We start from the raw sequence: 23349 nt of genomic DNA, 5'->3' as shown, positions 1-23349 counted from the left end.
CCCGTCCTCAAATAAAAAATTTGAGACTTACCTCTATCTTCTGCGTTTCAGTTCCCAATATTTCATTTGTAATTTTCCAAGTTTGGAATTTTGCAGTCTTGTCAATTTCGTTCTGAGCTCATTTATTGTCCGGTCTTTTTGTTCTAAAAGCTTTTTCTGCTCTTCCTGACCTGCTGAAATCGTTTCAATGGATATACCAGCTGCCGTTAAACTTGCAGCTTCCTGTTTACTGATGAGCTGACCCAGATTTTCACGGGATTCAATGTCATCGGCAATTGCTGCCAGAATTTCCTTGAATTCCTTTTCCATTTCCTTCTTATCTTGAATCAGACGGTCCGCTAATTGGCTTAATCGTTCACATTCGTCTTTATCTGTACCTGTCATCTGATGATCTGCTGTCTCCATCGTTTTCATCCAGCTCCTTTCAAAAACAACCCCGGTCTTAGGCGCAATTTTGCTGACTTCATTGTCAGGGACGCCTGGGATATTTTTTTGAAACCATTTTTTCAAAAACGCCTGCAGCTGCTTTTGCATCGTCAAGAGGTGATAAGTAGGTAATGCCGTCACTTTGGCCTAAAATACTTCCTTCTTCATACACACCCCAAATATCAGTGCCGCTGCCTTTATAATCACTAAGTTTTGAAGGCAGGTAAGGATTTATAGGCTTGTTGTCTTTCGTAGTTGAGTCATTAACAACTAAACAGTCAAATTTTGTGCATAGGTTCAGGAACGTATAGAAGTCGACAAAGCCATTGACAATAATGGAATCTTCAAGCGGATCATTTTTCAGCTGATCCTCTAGTTCTGTCGGCTTAGCGGTAAATACATGGATAAGCACCTTGCGCTGTGTATCCTCATTCGCTTCTTTTAACCCTGAGAACAGATCGTTCAAGTTTCTCTTGCTGTAAAAATTACCGAAGTAGGCAACATTTACATGGTCATCAGAAAGCAGAGGATAATTAAACTCCTCCATATGATAATAACGTTCAGGCAGTGTCGGATGCGGCTCTATGACCGCTTTTTGCTTGATGATTGGCTTGATTTCCTCAATCGGGAACATGTCCATCATATATTGATACTGATTTTTGTTGGTGAAAATTAATTCATCCGCAAAGATATACGGAAGGTATTCACACCATACGAACAAACTGCTGTCGTTTGGTGAAGGGTATCCAGCTTTTTTTACATCTGCTTCCAGCTGTTTTAGATACCCCTGATCTGTGATATCAACAAGGCGTTTCTTCGCTTCAATGTCATAGATCAAAGGATCTGAAAACTCAGCAATCCACTTCGTTTGCGGATATTTCTTTTTGTATTCATACGCTAAAAAGTGGGAGGCAGCCCACATTGCACGGCTGAACACCTGCTTATGAACACCATTTTTCTCAACCAATTCGTTTGCGCCTTTCATGCCCATGTCTACAAACGTTTTTATATGGGCCCAGTGAGAAAAGCTTGAAGGTGAATTGATTGGAAGCCTTGTATGAATTAAATCATCCACCATTTGGTTCAATGATGTATTTCTTGTGCGGACTTTGTCCATCGTATTATAGATAACATCTGATACCTTGCCTGCTTCCCTCATACGTTTCGCCATAACGTTTCCGGCTGTGTCGTTATAAGGCGGGAAGCAATAAGAAACGACCAATTGTTCTACCTTGTCCTTGTTAAGCAGATGATACGGGAAGTAAGTCAGTCTTTTGGATGAAACTTCTTCAGTAATCCGGTCGTATTCATCCTTATGCTGTTCATAGTATTTTACAATGAACGAACTTTGTGCGTTTATTTTACGCTCAACGAAATCGCGTTTTCCATGCAAAAGATCAGGAATCTGCAGAAGTTCATTCAGTTTCGCAATAACATCTGCACGCTGTCTCACATTAAAGTCAAACGTCATAGCTTGTCTGGAGATAGAGTTTTCTCTAAGCGTTCTGTAATAGACTGCCTTTTTGGTTATTGGCGCTACAACAAATTCCAAGTCATTTTTAATAAGCAGCTCAGAGAAGAAGACAACGTCTTCGCCGCTTTGCAGACTCTCATCAAACTTGTACTTTTGCACATATAAAGTCGGAATCAGCTTACATGCGTTGATGGTTAAAACTGTATGAAGCTTCATGTAAGGACTTTGCTTGCTGATAACGGATTTTAAAATCTGACGATTAATTGGATTGGAAGATTGTATATTCCCGTCTGGCTCAACGTTAAAAATTTGAGAAATCACCACGGAATTCGGCTTTGCCTGCTTGTACATTTCTTCTAGAAAATTCTCTGACAGATAATCGTCATCATCAAGAAATGTGCAGTATTCACGTGAAGCAAGTGAAATTCCTTTGTTTCGTGCGATTGATGCTCCTGCTTCATCCATTGTAATGACACGGATGTTTGTCAGGTTTCTTTCAGAAATCAGCTGATTGATCAGGTCTTCCGAGCGGTCTTTTTCTCCGTTGATAACAACAATGACTTCAAATAATGAAGCATCAAGGGTCTGATCAGCCAGGGATTTTAAGCATTTAACAATGACATTTTCACCTTTGTAGGTAGGCAAAATAATGCTGATTCCTTTGTCATAAAGAGGCTTGTCATTCTTTCGGACATGTTCCTTTTCAATGTCATACCCCATTTTCATAGCTCGTGTTAGTCGGACTTTCTCTAAACGTTTGAGTATTTCCACTTTAAGCATTATTTCTTACCTCTTCCGGCTATTTTTTTCTTTAATTCCCAATACTTTAATTGAACTCTGCCAAATCGGGATTTTCTCAGAACATTATAGCGATGCTCCAGATTCGTTACTTTTCTGTTCAGATCTTCAATTTTGTTTGAATAGGCGAGTGCAGCTTTCAATGCTTCTTCTTCACGGTTAAGCACCTCGACCGTTTCAATTTGCAGCTGACGGATGTATTCATCCTTTTCATCGATTTGCCTATTTAGCTCTTCGTATAACACTTCTATTTTTTCAGATGATTTTTTCACGTTTTGTAATTCTTTTAGTTCTTTTTCATTTATCGCAGCTTGACCAGCAAGCGTTCCGACGCGCTGCATATAATCTCTTTCCAGCCAATAAAATCCCTGCTCTAATTGCTTCGTGTATTCTGCTGTATAAAAAGATTGATTATTTTCTTGAACAGCTGTGCAAATTACACCTGTCCACCTGCCCAAATACTCAAAGGATTCAATTTTAAAATGAGCACCTAATTGTTCAGCTAATAATGAGTAATAATAAGTACGTTTATGATCTATGAAATCATTAATGCCAAAAGGAACGGTTACGATTAATCTTCCGCCCGGCTTTAAATGCGACACCGTTTTCCTCAAAAAAGAATCAGGGTCACTGATATGTTCAAGAACTTCAGTAAGTAAAATCGTATCGTAATTCGTGTCTATGTCCTGATCTGTCATAAAATTAGAAACTTTAAATGAAACGGATGCCTGTACTGACGGATGTTCTTTACCAAGCTCTGTTTTTGCATATTCTACTGACTCATGTGAGATATCGATTCCATCTACTTTTTTGCCTTCCCGACCTAATAGGATGGCATTTATACCCTGTGAGCAACCAATATCAAGCACTTTGCTGCCGAAGACATGTGTAACAATCCAATTTATGCGCTCTCTTGTTTTCTTGCTGAAATCTGTTCCTAAAGCTCCATAATATGCTTCATTAACACGATCTATAATAAGTTTACTCAAAGAAACTCCTCCAATTAGCTATGTGAAATGGCAATGACGTAATTTCTATTCTCTTTGATTGTAGTTTTTGCAGAATTATTCTATGTATTCTGTAAGGCCCTACTTATTATATCGAAAATTGTCTTTCGTTAACAACCATAAAAAAAGCCCGCAATCAAAAACGAAGATTGCAGGCTTATGGTATTAGTTATTTTTCTTCCATTGATAGAAGTCGTTAATTCCCTGTGCAATCGCTTCTGCTGCTCCATGCTTCCCATCGTTTGTTTTAAAGATAGATGCATCATTTTTATTCGAAATGAAGCCCATTTCAATCAGGACAGATCTCGTATAATTTTTATCAATGACATAAAAAGCTTCTTCTTTTATACCACGATTGGTCGTATCTAACGCATTAACTAATCTTGACTGAATAAAGGCTGCAAGCTTTGCACTGTCTGCTTTTTCTTTATCCGTCATGGATGCCGCGCTAAAGCTTGCGCTGCCGTCTGTTGCAAAGGTTTCCGTTCCATTGGCCGTGGGAGCTGTGCTTGAATTCATATGAATGCTGACAAAAACGCCGGCATTCTTGCTGTATGAGAAATCGGTGCGCTCATTTAAAGAAAGATAAGTGTCATCTGTTCGGGTCATATGAACGTCGTAGCCCAGTTTTTTAAGCTTATCCGTTGTCAACTTTCCGACTGCTAGGGTAACATCTTTTTCCTGCAGGCCATTTCCGATAGCTCCCGGATCTTTTCCTCCGTGACCGGGATCGATGACAATCACTTTGTTTAGCTCTGTTTCTTTAGCTATTGGCTCGAGCGTTAAATAACGGGTTGAAACATATCCCGTTTTTCCGCTGTATTTAACAGAAACCCAATCATCCTTAAGTTCCGCAGGTTTTAGCACTTCTACTTCTTTTCCTTTTGGAATTGTAAGAATGATCGATGAACTTGTGCTTTTTTGGGAGCGAAGACTTAAGTTCTCGCGCACGTAATACGTTAGGTTACTTGGTGCGATTTCAACAACAACCGGTTTATTCACGATATCAGAAGATAAAATATATCCGGTTTTATTGTTGGAAGTTACTTCTGCCCATCCATTTGAAATTCCGCCCTGCCTTACTTTTATTTGATCATTTGTCGCTAGAGAAGCAAGTATGGAGGCATTTGTGCTTTTTGAACTATAAATTTTAGTGTTTTTATTTGCGTAATATGTAAAATCGACGAGTTTTTTTGAAATGCTGCTGTATGGCGCATACCCTTTTATTCCTTTGTATTCGATTCTGCTCCAGCCGTTTTTCACGCTTCCTTTTTTGACAAGTGCAACAGCACCAGCAGGAACGTTTAATTTCGGCGTTGCCTTACTTCTTTCATTGAATAAAGTGAAATCTTTATTTGCATAATATGTGAAATAAACAGGTGAAACGGCTGTTAGTTTAGAGTAATCAGCATAATACTTTGTTCCTTTATGATTGATTTCTGCCCATCCGTTTAAAACCGTTCCTTTTGCAACCTCAATGGCTGCATCCTCTGCTATAGAACCGTATCTTTTCGTCTGGGTCCCTCTCCCCGCGTAAAAACTCACAGGTTCTTTCGTGTAATAATGAAAGTATACCGGCTTTGAAGGCTTTTTGTTCGTAATGTCTGCAGCCTTAGCATACATGTTTTTTCCGCCGAGCTGAACTTCCGCCCAACCGCCTTTGATTCCGCCTTTTTTCACTTTAAAGGCTGTTTGAAATTCGACTCTTCCTGCTTTTGGGAAGCGGTCTCCAGGGCCGGACCGAGCTTCAAACTCATTTTTCGCATAGTATGTAAAGTGAACAGTTGAGGCTTCTGCTTTTTGAGGCGTCCAAAATTCAATCATTCCTGCGGCAAGTAAAAAAACGGCAATCACACTGGTTAAAAGCTTTTTCATTCAATCATTTCCTCCCGGATGTTTGTAAACTGGCAAACTGCCCGGGACTTTCCGCACAGCCTGCTCAGCTTATATATCGAGTGAATCCGGGAAATCTTTAGGGTTATTTAGAAAAAAATGTATGGATGTTAATTTGAAGATAGTTGGAAAAAAGAAAGTAAAGTGATGCAATCGGCCAGTATTTCATTTCGTACAGCAAGTAAAAAAGCCATTCCGGCAAGTATTTTTCCGATTTTGGACAATATCCGGAAGTTTGGGACAAAAAACAGAAAAAAAACCGTCCTCAAGTGTATGCACCACTTAAGAACAGCCCTCATTAGTTCGTTTTGATCATCTCTTTGCGTCCGACGGATACATAGGTCATCCATTCAGGAATATCTCTCAGCGGATAGATGTTTCTTCCATCAATCAAGATTGGGGTGTTCATTTTTTCCTGATAGATGTTCATAGGAAACGTGCGAACTTCATCCCACTCGGTCACAATAAAAGCAGCGTCCGCATCCGTGATTGCTTCAGCAATATTGTCACTGTATGTGATCGATTCCTTTAAAACCTTCCGAGCTTCATTCAGAGCAATCGGATCATACCCTGTAACTACCGCACCTTCCTTAACCAACTCCTTCGCAATCACAAGCGAAGCAGCTTCTCTGACATCATCTGTATTAGGTTTGAAGGCTAAACCGAGAAGAGCGATTTTTTTACCTTCAAGAGAACCCAAATACTTTTTGGCAGACTCGATTAATTTTAACGGCTGGCGATTATTTACGGTAATGACTGAATTCAGCAGATCAAACTTATGCTGCACGTTGCCCGCTAACTGGACGAGCGCTTTCGTATCTTTTGGAAAACAGGAACCGCCATATCCGATTCCGGCTTTTAAAAATTGCTGTCCAATTCTTGAGTCTTTGCCAATGCCTTCCGCCACATCTTCAATGTCCGCACCTAATTTTTCGCAGATGTTGGCAATTTCATTGATAAAGCTGATTTTTGTTGCCAAAAACGCATTCGCAGCATATTTAATCATTTCAGCGCTTCTTATATCCGTCCGTACTACAGGAATACCAAGCGGTTTATAGATTTCTTCAAGCGTATCCCCGGCAAAAAACGAGCGTGATCCAATGACGATGCGATCTCCGTGAAAAGTATCATGGATCGCGGAGCCTTCTCTGAGAAATTCAGGATTAGAAGCGACTTCTGTATGGATGGATGGCGGCTTATGCTGATTAACGATCTCAAGAATATGTTCATTCGTGCCGACGGGAACGGTGCTCTTAACGACGATAATCACATCGTTTTGAATCTGTTCAGCGATTTGAACAGCAGCCGCTTCAACATAAGTCAAATTAGCAGAACCATCCTCATTCTCAGGCGTGCCGACAGCGATGAAGATGATTTCGCTCTCCCCATACGCTGTCCTGGTATCTGCTGTAAAAGCCAACCTTCCAGATTGAACGTTTTTCTTCATTAATTCCTCTAGACCCGGTTCATAAATAGGAGACACTCCATCATTCAGCAGTGCAACTTTCTTTCTATCGATATCCACACATGTTACTTTGTGGCCGATCTCAGCTAAGCATACCCCCGTGACCAGCCCGACGTATCCAGTTCCAGCAACTGATATTCTCACTGCATAATCCCCTGACCTCTCTCTATCTTTTTACAACTTTGTTTTTTATGTACTGCAGAATATCTTCTCTCAGCTCATCGTTATCCATGGCAAAATCGATTGTTGCCTGAATAAAGCCCAGCTTGTCTCCGACATCATATCTTTTGCCGATGAAATGATAAGCCGTCACTTCTTCTTTATGGGCAAGCTCTTTTAAAGCATCTGTTAATTGAATTTCTCCGCCTGAACCAGGTTTAAGCTTTGAGAGAATATCAAAAATTTCCGGACGCAAGATATATCGTCCTAAAATAGCTGTATTAGACGGGGCATCTTCCCGCTTTGGTTTTTCTACTAAATCTTTCACTTTATAAACATTGTCAGCCTTTTTTTCTTGTTGATCGTAGCTTACAATTCCATACTTCGATACATCTTCGGGCTTCACATCCTGCACTCCGATTACCGTGCTTTGAAATCGATCATAAACATCAATTAATTGCTTTAAGCAAGGAACATCGGATTGAACAATGTCGTCTCCGAGCATAACAGCGAAAGGTTCATTTCCGATGAATCTTCTGGCGCAATAAATGGCATGCCCAAGACCAAGAGGCTCTTTTTGACGGATGTAATGAATATTGGCAAGCTCTGAAATGCCCTGGACCTTGCTGAGCAAATCCCATTTCTCTTTTTTAATAAGCGTCTCTTCAAGCTCATAGGATTTATCAAAATGATCTTCAATCGCCCGTTTTCCTCGTCCGGAAACGATTAAGATATCCTCAATTCCAGAAGCAACCGCTTCTTCTATGATGTATTGAATGGTAGGTTTATCAACTATAGGCAGCATTTCTTTAGGCTGGGCCTTCGTAGCAGGCAAAAACCTTGTTCCTAAACCCGCAGCCGGTATGATCGCTTTTTTTACATGCATGTGTCTACCCCCTGATTATGTCAAAAGTCTCTCTCCTTATATTACAACATCTATACAGTCTATTCCTTTAACGTTTTATAAATGTTTGGTAAACACGAAAAGCGGAACCGCCTTGTTCAGCTCCGACAGGCAGAAAAGGAGCCGGCAGAAAAGTCCGGGTTTGTTTCGGATAGTGAGATTGGCCTTTCCGATAGTAAGACCCCACTTCCAGACAGTTAGATGACCTTTTAAGATAGTAAGCTGGATTTGAGGTGGGCCTCAAGCCATGGATCTACGCATCTTTCCTAGTGGTCCGCACTCATTGTTAAAAATGGCATCATTCTGAAAGAATAAAAAAACTGACTCTAATACGTTTTTCAACGATTTTAGGGTCAGTTTCTATTAATAACTTCTATTGAAGAAACCAGTTTTTCAGACTGCTGCGCGTTTGCTCAGAGATGGCTCCTTTTCCGCCAAGGTAATGAATATGCGGAATGAATGTCATGTGATCGTAAATGTAACTTGCGACAGGCACCGGAACTGTATCTTTTTCTACTAAAATAATTGGTGCGCGATTGTTCGCTGCGAGTACGGACCCAGGAAGAGCGTCAATAAATTCCGTACCTCTTGCAAAGAAGACTTTGCGAGTGTCCAGATTGTATTTTTTCACGATATTTACGCTGGTTTCGTAGCGGTTTTTCCCGTAAACGCGATCAACATTTCCTGCACCCACTAAAGCCTCAAGCTGTGCTTGAACCCTTGCTGAGACAGCTGTCTCACCGCCGACAATCGTTACTTTGCGTACACCGCTGCCTTTTATATAATCAGTTACTGCTTTTGGAACAGCCGAAGTTTTTGTGTAAAGAATCGGCATCTGTTCAGCAGCTGCATACGATGCAATCGATAATGCATCCGGTGAGTCACTGCTGTCAGATGTGATAAAGATCGAGCCTGAGTGCCCTACTTGTTTTGCCACAGCAGCTGCCGTATCATACCGTTCTGAACCGCTGATGCGGTGTACATTTGCAGCGATAGCCTTAAGTTCGGCTTCAACTGCATCCGAAATAGCTGATTTGCCGCCAAGAATATAGATGGTTGCCGGATTCAGATTCGCTAATGTTTGTTTAACTGAATCAGATAATTGATTAGGATTTGATAATAACAGTGGTGCGTTGTATTTCTTTGCAAGGACGCTGCCCGTTAATGCATCTACCGGGTTGTCTCCTCTTCCGATAAAGACCGTGTTTGCAGATAACCAGCCGAACTCAGCAATAGCTGCACTTGTTTCATAGCGATCTTCGCCTTCAATTTCTTCTACGACTTGATCGATATAATTATCATAGTTTGTGCCAGGGTAATAGAAATTGGTGATTTCCATGTAATTTTGTTTTTGATCGGACATTGCCTTTGCGCCGTACTGGCTCATTCCGACTCCATGGCCAAAACCTCGGCCATTAAACGTGTAAACACCCTTTTCAAACGTCAGGGAATCGATTAAATGACTTTTGAATTCTACCGCTCCAAACATAGACCGAAGCGTAGCAATGTTCACATTTGTGCCTTCTTTTACAACTGTTTCAATCTTGCCGTCTTTCATCTGATAAGTGCCATTTGCATTTTTAACATAAAACTCAATGCGGTAGTTCCCTGTTTTACGGCGATCTCCGCTTGTTTTTTCGTTAGAAACCGCAAGCTTCGTCACTTTAACAATTTTGAGGTCTTTCCCTGTAAAGTTATTGTCTGTTTTAAGCCATGTCTTGATGTTGTTTGAATACTTCTCATCTTTTTCTTTAAGAGTACCCCACCAAGCTGCCGGCTTCGTTAAATCAAGAAGGGCCGGATCGATTTGTGATTCATTCATACTGATTGTCCAGGTGAATCTAGGATCATAAGGATCATTTTTTGCAGGGAAATAAGACAATGGCGTTCCGCCCGTCCATACATTTGCATTATTTTCCGTTTTTCCGCCGTTGCTTGAACTGTAAAGGGCGTCAATCAGGATGCCATTTATTTCGAGAACTTGGCCCTTTGTGCGATTTACCGCTTCATTTGTATTCTTATAAAGGGATGATGACCAGATATACCCATCATATTTCTGAAAGCTCACCGTATCATCAATTGTCTGGTTTATTCTCTTTAAAGCGTACGTTCTAGCTGTTACAGTTTGAGCTTTTAATGCCTCAACAGACCAGCTTGCAGGCATTTCGCCCGGTACAACCCCTTTTAAATAATCTTCAAGCGGCAGCTCATTTTCCGGACGGACATATTGACTGTTTTCAACCTTGAATTTCATCGTGCCTAAATAAGAACGGCCATTGATCTTCATATAATTTTCTGTACCGTATTTTGCAGGCATAAATACTGCAGAACTGTTTAGAGTCTTTTTCTTAACGCTGCCATTATACAAGGCCAATGCGCCATTTTCATTTTTCACTTTATAGGTATTGCCTTCTTTTAGCTTAAAATCATTTTCCCCAGACAAATAGTATTCACCTTCAACCAATACCGTCACTTCCTTGGCATTGCCGACATAGTGTTTGAGATTAACAGACACTTCTGAAGGATTACTATTAGCAGCAAAAGCATTTTCTTCCGCAAACAAAAAGAATAGAGTTAATGCAACAATTGACATAAAAGCTTTATTCAAAAGTATTTCCTCCGCTATGATAGATTGAGAGCTTCTAGCATTAGCAGTTTATTCCACAGAAGACAAACTTGACTCACCCTTATACCCATTTTCTCCGGTAAGTTCGAAATCTTCTTTTACGAGTCCGAGTTTAGGAGCATAATATCTTGTAAAAATGGTTTCCTCGTCTACTACTTCATTTGATATTTTCTGAATGACGAAAACATTTTTCTGTTTTCCGTAAGGTGTTTCAACCGCAGCCGATTTTTCAAGCAGTTTCCAATCCGCACCATCGCCCAGCAGCTTTTCATTCATATTTGGCTTAAATGAATCCAGAAGACTGACAGAATGATCCTGAAGATCTCGCTCTTCATATACGAGGGTAATTTCGGAACCTGTCCATTTAAAAATTTGAGTGGTTGTAGAGTCACCCAATGTCAGGGCAATTTGAACAAACTCTTCATTAGCTGCCACTACATTTTCTGTGAGTAAAACGACACCGCCTTCTTTAAATTGTTTTTTTGCTCCCGTCTCAGGACGATATTCCAAAAATGGACCTGCCGTACTTTGTTCACTCTCCATTTTTTTATCGGTATTTTCTGGAGATTCTTTAGGCTTTTCCGTATTTTCTTCTGAACTCACTTCCGTTTCACCTTCTGAATTCTGATCGTTTTCTTCTGCCTGTTCTTGATCAGGTTCTTCTTTTGACGGTGTTTGAGTTTGATCTGTCTCTTCATTAACCGGTTCTTCTTTTTCAATAGACTCAGTTACTGAAGCTTTTTTCTCTTTCTGCTCCTCTTGTTGTCCTGCCTCTTCTTCACTTGCTGCGCATCCTGTTAAAAATAAGAGAATAAGAGAGAAAATAGACAGCATTTTTTTCATTTTAATCATCCTTAACTTAAGAAAGATTCGGGCTCATGCGGGCCCGAATCAATCTGAATTATCTTACTCTGTTGAAAATCTCGCTTGTTATCACATCAGGTACGGCTCCGCCGATAAGCGTAACTTCCTTCATATGATGCTTGCCGCCATATTCCATGATGTATGTTTCCAGGGATTTGTTAAACGCTGAACCTGTCAGGATCAGCGGTGCCTTTGTCACTAACGATAAAGGCGCTGCCGTTAATGCATCCGGGAAGTTTGCTCCGGTTGATACTAAAATAGAATCTGAGTTTAGATATGGATCAAAACGCCACAGTACTTTTGCAAGTGTTTCATAGCGGTCTTTACCGGCTAAACGTGCATAGCTTGCTGGAGCTGCATTTTTCACCTGAGTATCAATAGTTGAAGTGAGAACACCATTTCCTCCAAGAATAAGAGCCTGCTTGCCTTTAAGTTTCAGTCTTGCCTCACTTGAAAGACTGTTTGTATCGGACAGCATAATGGCCCAGTTTTTCTGAGATGCTATAGGCGCTGCGCCAAGAGCATCCGGATAGTTGCGTCCTGATGTGACAAAGTAGCCATCTACATTTCCGATTTGATTTAGAATAAGCTGATTTGTCTCGAATCGATTCGCTCCGCTTATTCTTTCAACCGTCAGTTTCATTGATTGAAGCTGTGTGGCAATACCTTTAGAGACGGCACCTTCACCGCCAATGATGATCGCTTTTTTTGCTTTTAGACGGGTGATTTCATTTGTTATGTAAGAATCCATTTCAGTTCCTTTTACTAAAAGGATTGGCGCTGCTCCGTGCTTCCTTGATAGCGGACCTGCTGATAATGCATCAGCATATCCTGTGCCTGTTGCAATAATGATGGTTTTATCCGGTTTGCTGTCTGCAAAACCTGCAGGATACATTTTCTTTGAAACATTGATTGCTGTTTGATAACGATCTGCACCAACTAATTTCGTTAATGGCAGCTTTCTTGTAACTTTGTCGTTTGCGATATTTGTGAATACTACTTCACCTGAAATATTATTTACAACTCTCGCATTTGGCGCATTTTTTCCTGCAATGTAACGAGCGTGCTCAAAATCGACGTAGCCTGCTTTCTTTGCATCATTTACATAGAGATCATATTTTTTAGGCAGGAAGTTCGACCAAAGGGTAAAGCCGTTGCTTTTATAGACAAGTCTCGTATTCCTGTAGCGTTGTGCAAAAGCCATAGCTTCACTTGATGTATAGAACTCTCCTAATTTTCCATTCGTTCTGTGGTGCACTTCATATAGTGTGCTTGTTTTATAGATATCTTTTTGAGCATTCTTATCAAACACTCTGACTGGTTTCGTCTGTTTTTTGGCAAATTGCAGAGCCTGATCCTTCGATTTCGTCGTTAATAATTTATGATTGCCGGAATCGTATACTTCATAGACTTTAAAGTAATTCACGACGGATGAACCGATGGCTTGAGCTGCCTTATTCTGAAAATCCAACGTTTTAATTCGTGCTTCTTCTTCACGATTGGTCATGTAGCCCATTTCCACTAGGACAGCAGGCATTTGTGCATTGCGGATGACATAGAAACTTTGATCATCGGCAATACCTCTGTCGATTGAACCTAATTTAGCTAAAACAGTCGGATGGATTTCACCTGCTAAGCGCTGATTATCTGCTAAGTATTTGATTTGCAGGGGATCGTGAGGATATTCTTCTTTTGCGTGGTCTACGCCATTATAAAAGTAGGTTTCGTATCCTTTTACGTAGGGGTTGCTTGGATGAGCATTATGGTGAATGGAAATAAATACGCTGTTATCATTATTTCCTTTTGCAAACTGGTTGGCCTTTTGCATTCTGAGATCAAAGTCACCGCCATCTGTGCTGCCGTCCGCTTTCTTCAAATATGGTGCAAATTCCATATCCGTATCTCTTGTTAAATAAACTTTAATGCCGCTTGTTTTAAGGTAATCTCTCACTTTTTGCGACACAATCAGATTGGCTTTTTTTTCGCAAAAACCAGTCGTGTTCCCAGTTAAACCGCATGTACCGGTGAATTTCCCTCCATGACCAGGATCAATAACAAGGACTTTTTCAGCAAAACCTGTATTCGGGGCGAATAAGAGCATTAAAAATAGAAAGATGCCCATTGCCCATGACTTGCTGCTTTTCATCATTCACTCTCCTTTTTCTGCATAATTCGCTATTACTCTCTTATTATATCACCCGCAATCTCTCATTCTTATAAGATTATGTCAATTAAGGCTAATTAGGGATTAAGGCATTAGAGGACATAGCCCTTTTGTCAGATAAGCAAAAAGAAGCTGCCGAGCCAATAGGCCCAACAGCTGGAAGGTAATTGAATTTTTTTATTGGATCAATTTATGAATCTCAGAAAGGACCTCATCAGATACAGCCCCTTTTCCTCCAAACACTTTCACTTGTCCAATTTCATTGCCTCCGAAGAAGTTTTTAACTTCTGAAGATAATGTTTTGCCGACAAGGATTACTCCGCTTTCATGCTTAGCGGCTAATGCTGCTCCCGCTAATGCATCTGCAAAGTTTTGTCCAGTTGCGGCATATACCACATCTAATGATGGCTCAAAGTACTCTGCAAGCGCTACGCTTGTTGCATAGCGGTCTTTTCCATACACTCTTTCAGCATCTGGAAGCTTTTTGTAAACACTGTCAGACAGAGCCACTTGGCCACCGACTACCAATGTATGTTCAACACCCAGTTTTTCAAGAACCTTACTTGATGCTGCAGGAAGCTTATCTTTTTGAGATAATACGATTGGCATACCGTACTGACCTGCATAAGAAGCAACTGCCAGAGCATCTGCAAAGCTTGTTCCATTTACAACAACTGCATCTTCTGAACCATCCGGAGCTACCTCTTTTGCAATAGCTGCCGCAGTTGCCCATCGGTCCTTACCGAAGATACGGTCTACTTCAATGCCCATATCATATAATTGTTCTTCAACGTTTTCAGAAACGGCGCCGGTTCCGCCAAGGATCACAACTGATTCTGTTCCCAATCTTTCAAGCTCAGCTTTTGTAGCTGCTGATAACCCTTTTGAATCTGTTAATAAAACTGGCGCATCATATTGAGCTGCAAGCGGAACACCTGCTAATGCATCAGCAAATTCCTGTCCTTTTGCAAGGAAGACAAGCTCAGAGCTCTCCCAGCCTTCAGAGCTGATGGCTGCTGCTGTAGCATAGCGGTCTTTTCCGCTGATGCGGCTCACTTTATCATCTCCGCGGTATACTTTTACTTCTTTAACCGTCTTGTGGCCGGCTAAGTCAGTCGCTTCTACCATGAATGTGTTTTCACCTGGCTGAAGCGCAACTTCTGTCTTGATTTCTTTTTCAATGCCTCTCATTTCATAAGGCTCTCTCAGCATGTTATAGAAGACCTCGTCCCCGTCAACCACTACACGAAGCTCTTCAAAATTATCAGAAACATTTGTTGTTAAGGTTGCTTTTTCAGTTGCAGCATTTACGCTTGCAGGTGCTTTTACTGAAAGCTCAGGTGCAGTTGTGTCAACGAAGAATTGCTTTAAGAAAGAAATTTCGTTGCCTGCTTCATCTTTACCTGCGATGCGGATTTTATGGAATCCATCTTCAAGTGTAAGAGTTGTTTCAAAATCGTAGCGTTTTAATTCAGCATTCCATTTCAATTCAACAGATTTGCCGTCAACAGTGAAGTTTGTCACTTTAGACTCATCTGTCACATAGCCTTTTACAGGAACTTCATTCGTATCATATGTTCCAAGGGCTTCAGGAAGCTCGGCAATGATTGATGGAATTGTCCCATCATTCACACCTTTGAACTCTTTTGCAGATGTGTTGCCTGCATTATCTACTGCAAGAACCGTTACCGTTGAACCTGTCGCAAGATTCTCAAGCTTGAATTCCGTTGTTGCTGGCGCAAGCGTTAATGGATTTCCCTCTTTATCTTTGCCAACGACAGATTGGCCGTTAACAAGAACATCAAAGTATGCAACTCCTGAACGCTCATCCGATGCATCGAATGTTACTTTGTTATCTTTAAATTCTGCATTTTAAAGTTGGCTGAACTGTATCCACGATAACAGGAACGTGAACCTTTTGAGGAGCTTTCCCTGCATAGTCTACAGCTGCAGCAATTTCAAAGTAATATTTACCGTCTTTTACAAGAGCGTTTTTCACTTTTCCATCCCATTGGTTTGCAGGATTTAACGTATACGTCGAACCTGAACCTGCATCATAGTAGTGCTTGCGGACCTCAAGCTCCGTACGGACAGTACGCAATTGTTTTTTGTTCTCATCAAGAACATTGTATTTTACCTCTTTAGCGTTTCGCAGGAATGAAAGAACCGGTATTAACTGGTCATTGCTGCCGTCGCCATTCGGAGAAATCGCAATTTTGCTTCCATCGAATGGAACTTTTTCGTTAAACGCATCATATCCAAGGAAATTGAAGTCTTCGCCATCCTTTGATACAACTCCAGAAATCCCATAGAAAGTTTCATTCTCAGTATCAAAGTTCATCGCATCAAGGATTGGAGCCTTACCCCAGTCTCCATTGAAACCTACATAAGGTACTGTCAGCTGTGATAATCCTTCAGCAGAGAATGTCACGAATCCTTCTACAAAGTATCCGTTTTTGAAGACATCCTTCACTGGAACAGGAGTTTCAAAGTCATCCCCTAAGACTTTTGCATTTGCAGTATCAAGTGTTACTTTTACTGTTTTTGTTTCCCCGGCAGCAACTTCTACTTTCGCAGTGTCCTTGCCGTCTACTTTAATAACAGCATCTAGTAATTTTTGTGTCTCAAGCTCATCATAGTTATATCCGAGAGATCCTTTATTAGCGAAATCCGTTTGAACATTTGCTTTTACGTCATAAGAAACGGCTTTGTCACTGAAGTTTTCAAGATCAAGAGAAAATTCTACTTTATCTCCTACTTCTTTCAGTGCCACTTTTCCTTCACCTGTTTTTGATTCTGTTACAACTGCAGGTGTATTAAGTGCCGAATAGAGTTTCATTAATCCCGCACCTTGACGGCGAGGAGAATAAGGAAGCTCCCATCCAAAAGCGTCATTAACCAATCCTTTATCGATTACAGGCTGAGACGTATTCATTAAGATGTTTTTCGCCATAAGGACACGATCAGCACCTTCTAAATTGAATAACTCGTCTACGCGCTCAAGCACAATCGCAGATCCTCCAGCCACATGAGGTGCAGCCATCGACGTTCCGCTCATAATTCCGTATTGATTATCATTGAATGTAGATAAGATTTTTCCGCCCGGAGCTGTGATTTCAGGTTTGAAATCAAGATTAGGAGTCACACCCCACGAAGTGAAGGCAGACATTTTTCCTGCATCAGCATTTGGAGCAGCTACTTTGTCATCTCCAAATGTTACTTCTAGTTTCTTGCCTTCCTTCGCTTGGGCTTCAAGGGCATTACCATCTGCAATGCTTAAAGAAACCAATGGAATTGAAGGTTTGTCTAAAGCCATGCTCACATAATCGCCATGTGCAGGCAATCCGCGGATGATCACACCGGCAGCGCCTTGTTGCTTCAGCTGTTTTTTGGATATTTGCATAGAAATATCCCCCTGTACGAACGGCAAAGACAACTTTACCTTTTACATCTTTTCCTTCATATTGTGCAGACTGTCCATCTCCTACATACACAATATCAAGCTTTTGACCTTTGAACTTATCAAGGAATTTCGGTCCGTCCTGTTTTTGGTACCCAATTGTTCCAAAATCAGCGCCGTCTACTTGAACTTTCATCGCATCAAGATCAATTGTTGAGTTTTCAATGGAAGCAACCTGCAGGGAATCATAAGAAAGACCTGGAGATCCAACTACTCCTACATCAGGATTGCTTGCATAAGGATTAGCCCAGCCGTTTCCTAAATGAGCTGAGTTACCTGCAGAAACAGACATGACCACTCCGTTTTCAACTGCTCTTGCAATAGCTTGCTGCTCAGGATCTTCAGGCAGCACGAATGATGCTGTTGAGCCTAAGCTCATATTCAATACATCTGCACCTAATTGAATGGAATCATCAATTGCTTTCACATAGATATCGCTCCATGTAGAAGGCATTTCAGGATCGTTTCCGAAAACTTTCAGAGCTAAAAGCTGCGCCTCAGGAGCCACGCCTTTTAAGCCGCCGTTCTCTTCATCTCCATTTGCGCCAACCGTTCCCCCTACGTGCATTCCGTGCATCGATGCGCCTGGTCCTAAATCAAGAATTTCTTCATTTTCGTCCATATAGTTATAACCATAAGGCACTTTTTCTGTGTAATACTTTCCTGGCAAGTTAAGATCTGAAACAGCATCACCTACAGAACCTTCTGTTAAAGCAGGAACTGTATCATCACTTAGAATCATGTCTCTGTGACTTGGATCGATCCCTGTATCGATGATACCTACGATCATTCCTTCACCGTCATAGCCTAAATCCCAAGACTCGCGTGCTTCCACTAAGTCTTTACTGTATTTCATTTCAGGCATTGCAGCCGGACGCTCGTATTCATGAGCGATCGTTACTTTGTTAACGCCTGTTAATTTTTCAAGCAAAGCGATCTTTCCATATTCAACTTCTCCGGAGAAGCCGTTTACAACAGTGGTAAATTCCTGTTCGAATTTCATTCCGATGCTTTTAGCAGATATTTGGTTTTTAACCGCTTTTTGCTCCTTCAAAGCGTTCGCTTTCAGCTCTTCCTGCTTTGATTTTGCAAGAGCATCGAATTTCTTCCCTTGCTTTGTTGCATATGTAATTGCTGGCTCGCCCTCGACTTCGACAATTACACGAACTTTGTCCGTACTCTTATATTGTTTTTCAGCGTCTGATTTTTTAATAGATTGCTTGCCGGCATTTTTCTTAACCTCAGTATTGGCATTTCCCTTTTGCGGTGTCGGAACCGCTGCTAATGCTGCATTTGAGAAAACCAGCAAGAAAGCGAACAGTAAAAATAACGATCTTTTCAGTTTAACCTTCAACTACTTGACCCCCCTAGTAATTTAGCAGTGTGTTTCACTAAAAAAATACTAATTTATCCCTCCTTTAACATATATAGAGATTATTTACTCTCTTATTCTATTTGTAAAATATTGAATAGTCAAACATTTATGAAAACTTTTATTCACTAGTATACCAAAGACAAATTCCGACAAAAACCAGTACCTTATGATGCTGGTTATACATTGATGCATCAATGTTTTAAAGCGAAAAATAGATAAGAAATGCTGACATCTCTGCGTCTAAACAAAGATTATAAATATCCACTGATTTGTATATTGAGATAGAATTTTGACGGAGGGACAAAAGTCCTGATGCCGTTCGACTTTTCTCAGGCATTTTTCAACACTTTTCCCGGGGAATTATTTTTATTTTACGAAATTCTTTATAAAATGCAGAAAGACTGTCAGATGAGAACCTGACAGTCTAAGTCTAACAGCAGAGTTTAATTTTTTAATAGATTGATCATTTCTTTCTCGATGTCAGCATTTACTGCTCCTTGTCCGCCAAGAATAGTAGCCGCTTGATACTTGTCGATTAAAGTTTTTGATGATGTATCATTTACAAGTAGAACGGATGCATTATTCTTTGATGCGAGGACCGCTCCCGAGAGAGCATCAGGGAATTGATCCCCTCTTGCTGTGAAGATTTCGTTTTGCCCCAGTTTTAATTGCTGGGCAACTTGTATGCTTGTTTCGTATCGGTTTTTCCCGCTGATTCTTATGGCATTTTTGCTTTTCAGCTCATTAAATACTTTAGCTGATATGGCATTTTCCCCTCCGATTACGACTGTCTTAGATATTGTTGTTAATGACTTCTTAATCTTTTCAGGGATAGTGTCCACTTCGCTAAGCAGAATTGGGTAGCCTTTTTTAGATGCATAAGCCGCAACAGAAATAGCATCAGGGAAATTTCTTCCTGTGGCAACAATTGCTGTAGTGGAAGGCAGGCTTTCTGCAATTTTAGCTGAAGTTTCAAATCGATTAGATCCCGAAATACGGGTAACTGATAAACCTAATCCCCGAAGTTCGCCTTCTACTTCTAATGGTATTGCTCCATTTCCGCCAAGAATAATGACCTTTTCGGCTCCTAATCTTGTAATTTCTTGTTTAGCCGGAAGATTGTTCTTTGATTGAATGGTTTTAGATTTGCCGTCTACTAACAGAAGAGGTGCATGATATTTTGCAGCTAAAGGCGTTCCTGATAAAGCATCGGGAAAATCTCTTCCAGTCGCAAGAACCACTGTATCAGACTGCTTCCAGCCCTCTTTTGAGATTTCTGCAGCTGTATGATAGCGGCTCGCGCCTTCCAATCTTGTTAAAATACGCTTTAAATAACTGGATGCCACATATCCTTTAGTCTGTGAATCTTTCACCTGAACTGGATACCAGACGAAGTGGTTGGATGAACCGGCACTGCTGTCATAAACAAATTCCCCAGTGGGTTTTACAGCAATCCCTTTTCCTGCTTTAACTACAGGAGAAGACCCAGTTGCTCCCTGACGAATTTTTGGCTCTGCGGCATCTTCATTAAACGTGATAAGAGTATCGTTTTTATTAAAAAGATGCTTTGTTTCTGTCATTTGAGCATTTAGTTTAAAATCTGTTTTATTGAAAGTAATATTTTCACTAGTTTTACAAGTATAAGTGAAATCTGCAGGCTTCATATCAATTAAAGCAATCTTAGTATTGATATCCTGTATCCCTTTGCCTGTATCAGTCTTAATCAGTTCATACAGTTCTTCTTGATAAGCTCCAGAATTTCTTTCTCCATTCCCTTCACAAATTGCGAGGGGACTGTTCTCGGGTTTGATTCCGTTGTACCGCAAGGCAGAGAAATACCATCTTTCAAGATATGCAGCCGGATCGTCCTTTTGCACGAGAGGTGCAGATTGATTGGAGCCGACAGGAAAAGTCAGGTAGTCTTTTAATCTCTTAACCCCTGAGTAGATATTAAAAATCGCATTCCCTTTCAAATTTTCTTTATCTGCTGCCGGGTATACCGTAATCTGCATGATGCCTATACCGCCATCGCCAGATAGAATAGGTTCTCCGTTTTTAAATTGCTGCCAGTCGATGCTTTCTTTAGTCGCAACAGCTTTTACAATTTCCGCAGGAACTTCAAGCTCCAGGGCAACATTCGTCAAAAGACAATTTCCTGTTTGATAAGGAATGAACTTCCCGTATTCTGTTTGCGGGTTATACCTGCACTTCTGACTGACTTTTTGCTGCACGCTATTAAAATCAAGGGTGCTTGCCTGTGACAGTGACGGCTGCAGAAAAACGAAAACAACTGACATAAACATGAAAAGGGAGATTTTTTTTAGATACACGTACTTTGCCTCCAAAATTTAGATTCTAGTAAAATCTTAACATATAATCCGACAGGTTTTGTAATAGTTTCCAAAATAAGATAAAAAAATAGATCCCTTTTAATAGGATCTATTCCGTGGTTTTCACAAAGTAATTTGTTAAGTATTCTGCCCAGACCTTGTTTCCCTCTGCATTCGGTGCTGCCTGATTTTCTGTAAGCATGTTCTTTAATTTTTTCATTCTTCTGATCCGGCCAGTTTGTCCAATGATCGAGATAGTTGAGTTTGTTTTCTTTTGCAAAGTCTTTTAATGCTTCTACGTCCTGCGGATAGTAGGTGGCGTCGAAGATTGGATGAGGAGGCTGAAGATAGATAATCGCTTCTGGATTTTCTGTTTTAAAGCTTCCGATAATTTGTTTCATGTTTTTTAATGAATTTGGCAAACCTACTTTTCCATTATCGTTTAAAGTGAAAGGTTCGAAGATGATCATATCCGGTTTAAGTTTGTTGACTTGTTCCACGTAATTTTTACTGATAAACGTAATGGTCGTGCCTTCTTTGTAGGATAGAACTTGAAGAGAAAACATATTTTGTCCGTAAGCTTTGTTTAAGTTAGTCTGAACTAATTTCGGCCATCCGGCATGGTCAGATGGTGTGCTTTCAGATCCGACAGCGACAATTTTTACAGGTTTCGCAGTCTCTTGAAAAAGCTTCATCTTCTCTTTGATTGGATCTGGAAGATTAGCGGATTTTGCCATCCAATCAGGTTCCTCTTCAACGGCGGCAGCAGGCACTTCAGTTTTTTTCTCCGCAGCCTGTTCCTGGGCTGAACTGATTTTCTGTTTCCAGTGGATATTTCCTAATACAATCACGCAAACGCTTATGACGATTACGCATATTGTAACAATTTTATTCATATCAAATTTCCTCCAGCATGTGCACTATTCTACTTTCTATCATAGAGATGATAGATTCTCCCTGCAAGCAAGGATAAGGAAATTTATCATTCATTTATCAAAATTTTACTGTTTATTCATAAAAAAAAGCGGTGAGGCTTGCTCACCGCTTAATTAATTACACTTTTTACACCTAAGTAACGCGGTTCAAAGTATACGTTATCCATTTTGGAAATCGTTACGCCTTTTGAAGAACTTGCATGAATAAACTCATTATTGCCGATGAATATTCCTACATGAGACGGGCCTGCTTTATACGTTTCAAAGAATACAAGATCGCCTTTTTCCGGAACGGCTACTACTGTTGCCTCATTCCATTGATCAACCGTAGTTCTTGGAAGATCCACTCCATGCTTGTCAAAAACATATTGTGTATACCCGCTGCAGTCAAACCCTGATGTTGTTGTGCCGCCGTATTTGTAAGGCACGCCTTGCAGGGATTTTGCCGTTTCAATAAGCTTGTCTACTGGAAAATAAATCGAGGTAAGCACACTGTTGCTGATTGCACTCGATCCGCCGATCACGGTGACGGTCTGTACATTTTTAGTATCGATTAATTTTCCAATTTCAGCTGGAAGGGTTGATTGATTTGTCAGAAGCATTGGAATGTTTTGCTTTGCTGCATAGATAGAACCTGTTAATGCATCAGCATACGTCTTACCAGACACAAGTAAGGCACGAGAAGCAGAGAAGCTTGCAAACTTAGTGGCTACCTTTGCTGATGTGTCATAGCGGTTCGCTCCTGCAATTCGTTCAGGGTACGGAAGCTGGGACGCTGTGCCCGATGCAATAACCCCTGTTCCGCCGATTACATATGATTTAGTAAAACCATTTACATAGTTTTTCACTGATACTGGAACGCCTGTTTTCTTTACCAGCAGGATGGGTGAGCCCTGCCTCGCAGCAACCGCAGATGCTGAAAGACTATCTGGAAAATTGCTTCCGTTTGCAATGAATGCTTTTTTAGTTGCAGATCCTAATTTTTTTGCAATGGCTACAGATGTTTCGTAGCGATCGGAGCCGGATATACGCTGTACAGTCAGGCCCATTGCTTTGAGTTTGCCGGCTACTGCTGCAGAAACAGCACTTTCACCGCCGAGTATGTATGCATTTTTAGCATGTAATCTTGTTATTTCATTAGTAATTGCTGCAGGCATTGCATCTTTCCCCGTTAGAAGGATTGGCGCATTAAGCTTGTAAGCAAGCGGTCCTCCTGCTAAAGCATCAGGGAAGTTGTTACCTACTGCAATAATGACATTGGTTGTACCGTTCGGGAAGGTCTTCTTTGAAACCTCTACTGACGTTTTATAACGATCCTGACCATAGATTCTGCTTGTTGTCCCTGCTTCTGCCTGTTCCGGCTGAGAGATCAAAAGAATCATCAAAAGACTGAGACAGCTCAACATTGTAATAGTTATTCGCTTCATACCATTCTCCTATGATGTTTTTACCCTTTCATATTATATAAC

The 23349-nt window shown here is 40.7% G+C and carries 16 protein-coding genes; 1 reads left to right on the top strand and 15 read right to left on the bottom strand.

Going from position 1 to position 23349, the window contains the following annotated elements:
• Positions 1-33: 33 nt before the first annotated feature.
• The 10 genes from QFZ72_RS03815 to QFZ72_RS03770 all read right to left on the bottom strand — a co-directional run bounded on the left by QFZ72_RS03815 (position 34) and on the right by QFZ72_RS03770 (position 15412).
• On the bottom strand, positions 34-510 hold the full coding sequence (locus QFZ72_RS03815; RefSeq protein WP_307429597.1) for a hypothetical protein: 477 nt from the start codon (positions 508-510) through the stop codon (positions 34-36).
• The gene (locus QFZ72_RS03810; protein ID WP_307429594.1) at positions 470-2680 is read right to left on the bottom strand and encodes a glycosyltransferase family 2 protein; all 2211 of its coding nucleotides are present in this window, start codon (positions 2678-2680) and stop codon (positions 470-472) included. Before QFZ72_RS03810 ends, QFZ72_RS03815 begins: the two co-directional genes overlap by 41 nt.
• Positions 2680-3687 carry a methyltransferase domain-containing protein gene (locus tag QFZ72_RS03805; RefSeq protein ID WP_307429591.1) on the bottom strand — a complete coding sequence of 336 codons (1008 nt, stop codon included), beginning with the start codon at positions 3685-3687 and terminating at the stop codon, positions 2680-2682. Before QFZ72_RS03805 ends, QFZ72_RS03810 begins: the two co-directional genes overlap by 1 nt.
• Positions 3688-3870: 183 nt before the next feature.
• Positions 3871-5580, bottom strand: a complete 1710-nt coding sequence (locus tag QFZ72_RS03800; RefSeq protein WP_307429588.1) for an N-acetylmuramoyl-L-alanine amidase — start codon at positions 5578-5580, stop codon at positions 3871-3873.
• A gap of 316 nt (positions 5581-5896) precedes the next feature.
• Positions 5897-7207, bottom strand: coding sequence for a UDP-glucose dehydrogenase family protein (locus QFZ72_RS03795; protein ID WP_307429585.1), 1311 nt, complete (start codon positions 7205-7207; stop codon positions 5897-5899).
• Positions 7208-7229: 22 nt separating this feature from the next.
• Positions 7230-8108 (bottom strand): UTP--glucose-1-phosphate uridylyltransferase GalU, encoded by an 879-nt coding sequence (gene galU, locus QFZ72_RS03790; protein WP_307429582.1) that lies wholly within the window; start codon positions 8106-8108, stop codon positions 7230-7232.
• 391 nt (positions 8109-8499) lie between these two features.
• Complete coding sequence (locus tag QFZ72_RS03785) at positions 8500-10734, bottom strand: SpoIID/LytB domain-containing protein (RefSeq protein ID WP_307429580.1); 2235 nt, start codon at positions 10732-10734, stop codon at positions 8500-8502.
• A gap of 48 nt (positions 10735-10782) precedes the next feature.
• Complete coding sequence (locus QFZ72_RS03780) at positions 10783-11595, bottom strand: hypothetical protein (RefSeq protein WP_307429578.1); 813 nt, start codon at positions 11593-11595, stop codon at positions 10783-10785.
• A gap of 58 nt (positions 11596-11653) precedes the next feature.
• On the bottom strand, positions 11654-13762 hold the full coding sequence (locus QFZ72_RS03775) for a cell wall-binding repeat-containing protein (protein ID WP_307429576.1): 2109 nt from the start codon (positions 13760-13762) through the stop codon (positions 11654-11656).
• A 195-nt stretch (positions 13763-13957) separates the two neighbouring features.
• Entirely contained in the window at positions 13958-15412 is a 1455-nt protein-coding gene (locus QFZ72_RS03770) for a cell wall-binding repeat-containing protein (protein WP_307429574.1), read from the bottom strand.
• Between QFZ72_RS03770 and QFZ72_RS03765 the strand changes: the two genes are divergently transcribed.
• Positions 15384-15656 (top strand): hypothetical protein, encoded by a 273-nt coding sequence (locus QFZ72_RS03765; RefSeq protein WP_307429572.1) that lies wholly within the window; start codon positions 15384-15386, stop codon positions 15654-15656. The genes QFZ72_RS03770 and QFZ72_RS03765 overlap by 29 nt on opposite strands.
• On the opposite strand, the gene QFZ72_RS03760 is transcribed toward QFZ72_RS03765, so the two are convergent.
• From QFZ72_RS03760 to QFZ72_RS03740, 5 genes are all read right to left on the bottom strand, one after another.
• Positions 15639-16949 (bottom strand): Fn3-like domain-containing protein, encoded by a 1311-nt coding sequence (locus tag QFZ72_RS03760; protein ID WP_307439576.1) that lies wholly within the window; start codon positions 16947-16949, stop codon positions 15639-15641. The genes QFZ72_RS03765 and QFZ72_RS03760 overlap by 18 nt on opposite strands.
• A 91-nt stretch (positions 16950-17040) precedes the next feature.
• Positions 17041-18594 (bottom strand): S8 family serine peptidase, encoded by a 1554-nt coding sequence (locus tag QFZ72_RS03755; RefSeq protein WP_307429570.1) that lies wholly within the window; start codon positions 18592-18594, stop codon positions 17041-17043.
• Between the two features lie 464 nt (positions 18595-19058).
• Positions 19059-20945, bottom strand: a complete 1887-nt coding sequence (locus tag QFZ72_RS03750; protein ID WP_307429567.1) for a cell wall-binding repeat-containing protein — start codon at positions 20943-20945, stop codon at positions 19059-19061.
• Complete coding sequence (locus QFZ72_RS03745; protein WP_307429564.1) at positions 20936-21841, bottom strand: SGNH/GDSL hydrolase family protein; 906 nt, start codon at positions 21839-21841, stop codon at positions 20936-20938. Before QFZ72_RS03745 ends, QFZ72_RS03750 begins: the two co-directional genes overlap by 10 nt.
• A gap of 149 nt (positions 21842-21990) precedes the next feature.
• Complete coding sequence (locus QFZ72_RS03740; protein WP_307429561.1) at positions 21991-23307, bottom strand: cell wall-binding repeat-containing protein; 1317 nt, start codon at positions 23305-23307, stop codon at positions 21991-21993.
• Positions 23308-23349: the final 42 nt, after the last annotated feature.

It is taken from the genome of Bacillus sp. V2I10, assembly GCF_030817055.1.
Taxonomy (GTDB): domain Bacteria; phylum Bacillota; class Bacilli; order Bacillales; family Bacillaceae; genus Bacillus_P.
Note: the sequence above shows the minus strand (reverse complement) of the source record. Positions and strands in the feature narration are given on the sequence as shown.

Bases quoted from the DNA above. Each gene is read 5' to 3' on its own strand.
- QFZ72_RS03810 (WP_307429594.1), bottom strand. From the start codon at position 2,680: ATGCTTAAAGTGGAAATACTCAAACGTTTAGAGAAAGTCCGACTAACA.
- QFZ72_RS03800 (WP_307429588.1), bottom strand. From the start codon at position 5,580: ATGAAAAAGCTTTTAACCAGTGTGATTGCCGTTTTTTTACTTGCCGCA.
- galU (WP_307429582.1), bottom strand. From the start codon at position 8,108: ATGCATGTAAAAAAAGCGATCATACCGGCTGCGGGTTTAGGAACAAGG.
- QFZ72_RS03780 (WP_307429578.1), bottom strand. From the start codon at position 11,595: ATGAAAAAAATGCTGTCTATTTTCTCTCTTATTCTCTTATTTTTAACA.
- QFZ72_RS03775 (WP_307429576.1), bottom strand. From the start codon at position 13,762: ATGAAAAGCAGCAAGTCATGGGCAATGGGCATCTTTCTATTTTTAATG.
- QFZ72_RS03765 (WP_307429572.1), top strand. From the start codon at position 15,384: ATGATTGATGGAATTGTCCCATCATTCACACCTTTGAACTCTTTTGCA.
- QFZ72_RS03760 (WP_307439576.1), bottom strand. From the start codon at position 16,949: ATGTCTGCCTTCACTTCGTGGGGTGTGACTCCTAATCTTGATTTCAAA.
- QFZ72_RS03745 (WP_307429564.1), bottom strand. From the start codon at position 21,841: ATGAATAAAATTGTTACAATATGCGTAATCGTCATAAGCGTTTGCGTG.
- QFZ72_RS03740 (WP_307429561.1), bottom strand. From the start codon at position 23,307: ATGAAGCGAATAACTATTACAATGTTGAGCTGTCTCAGTCTTTTGATG.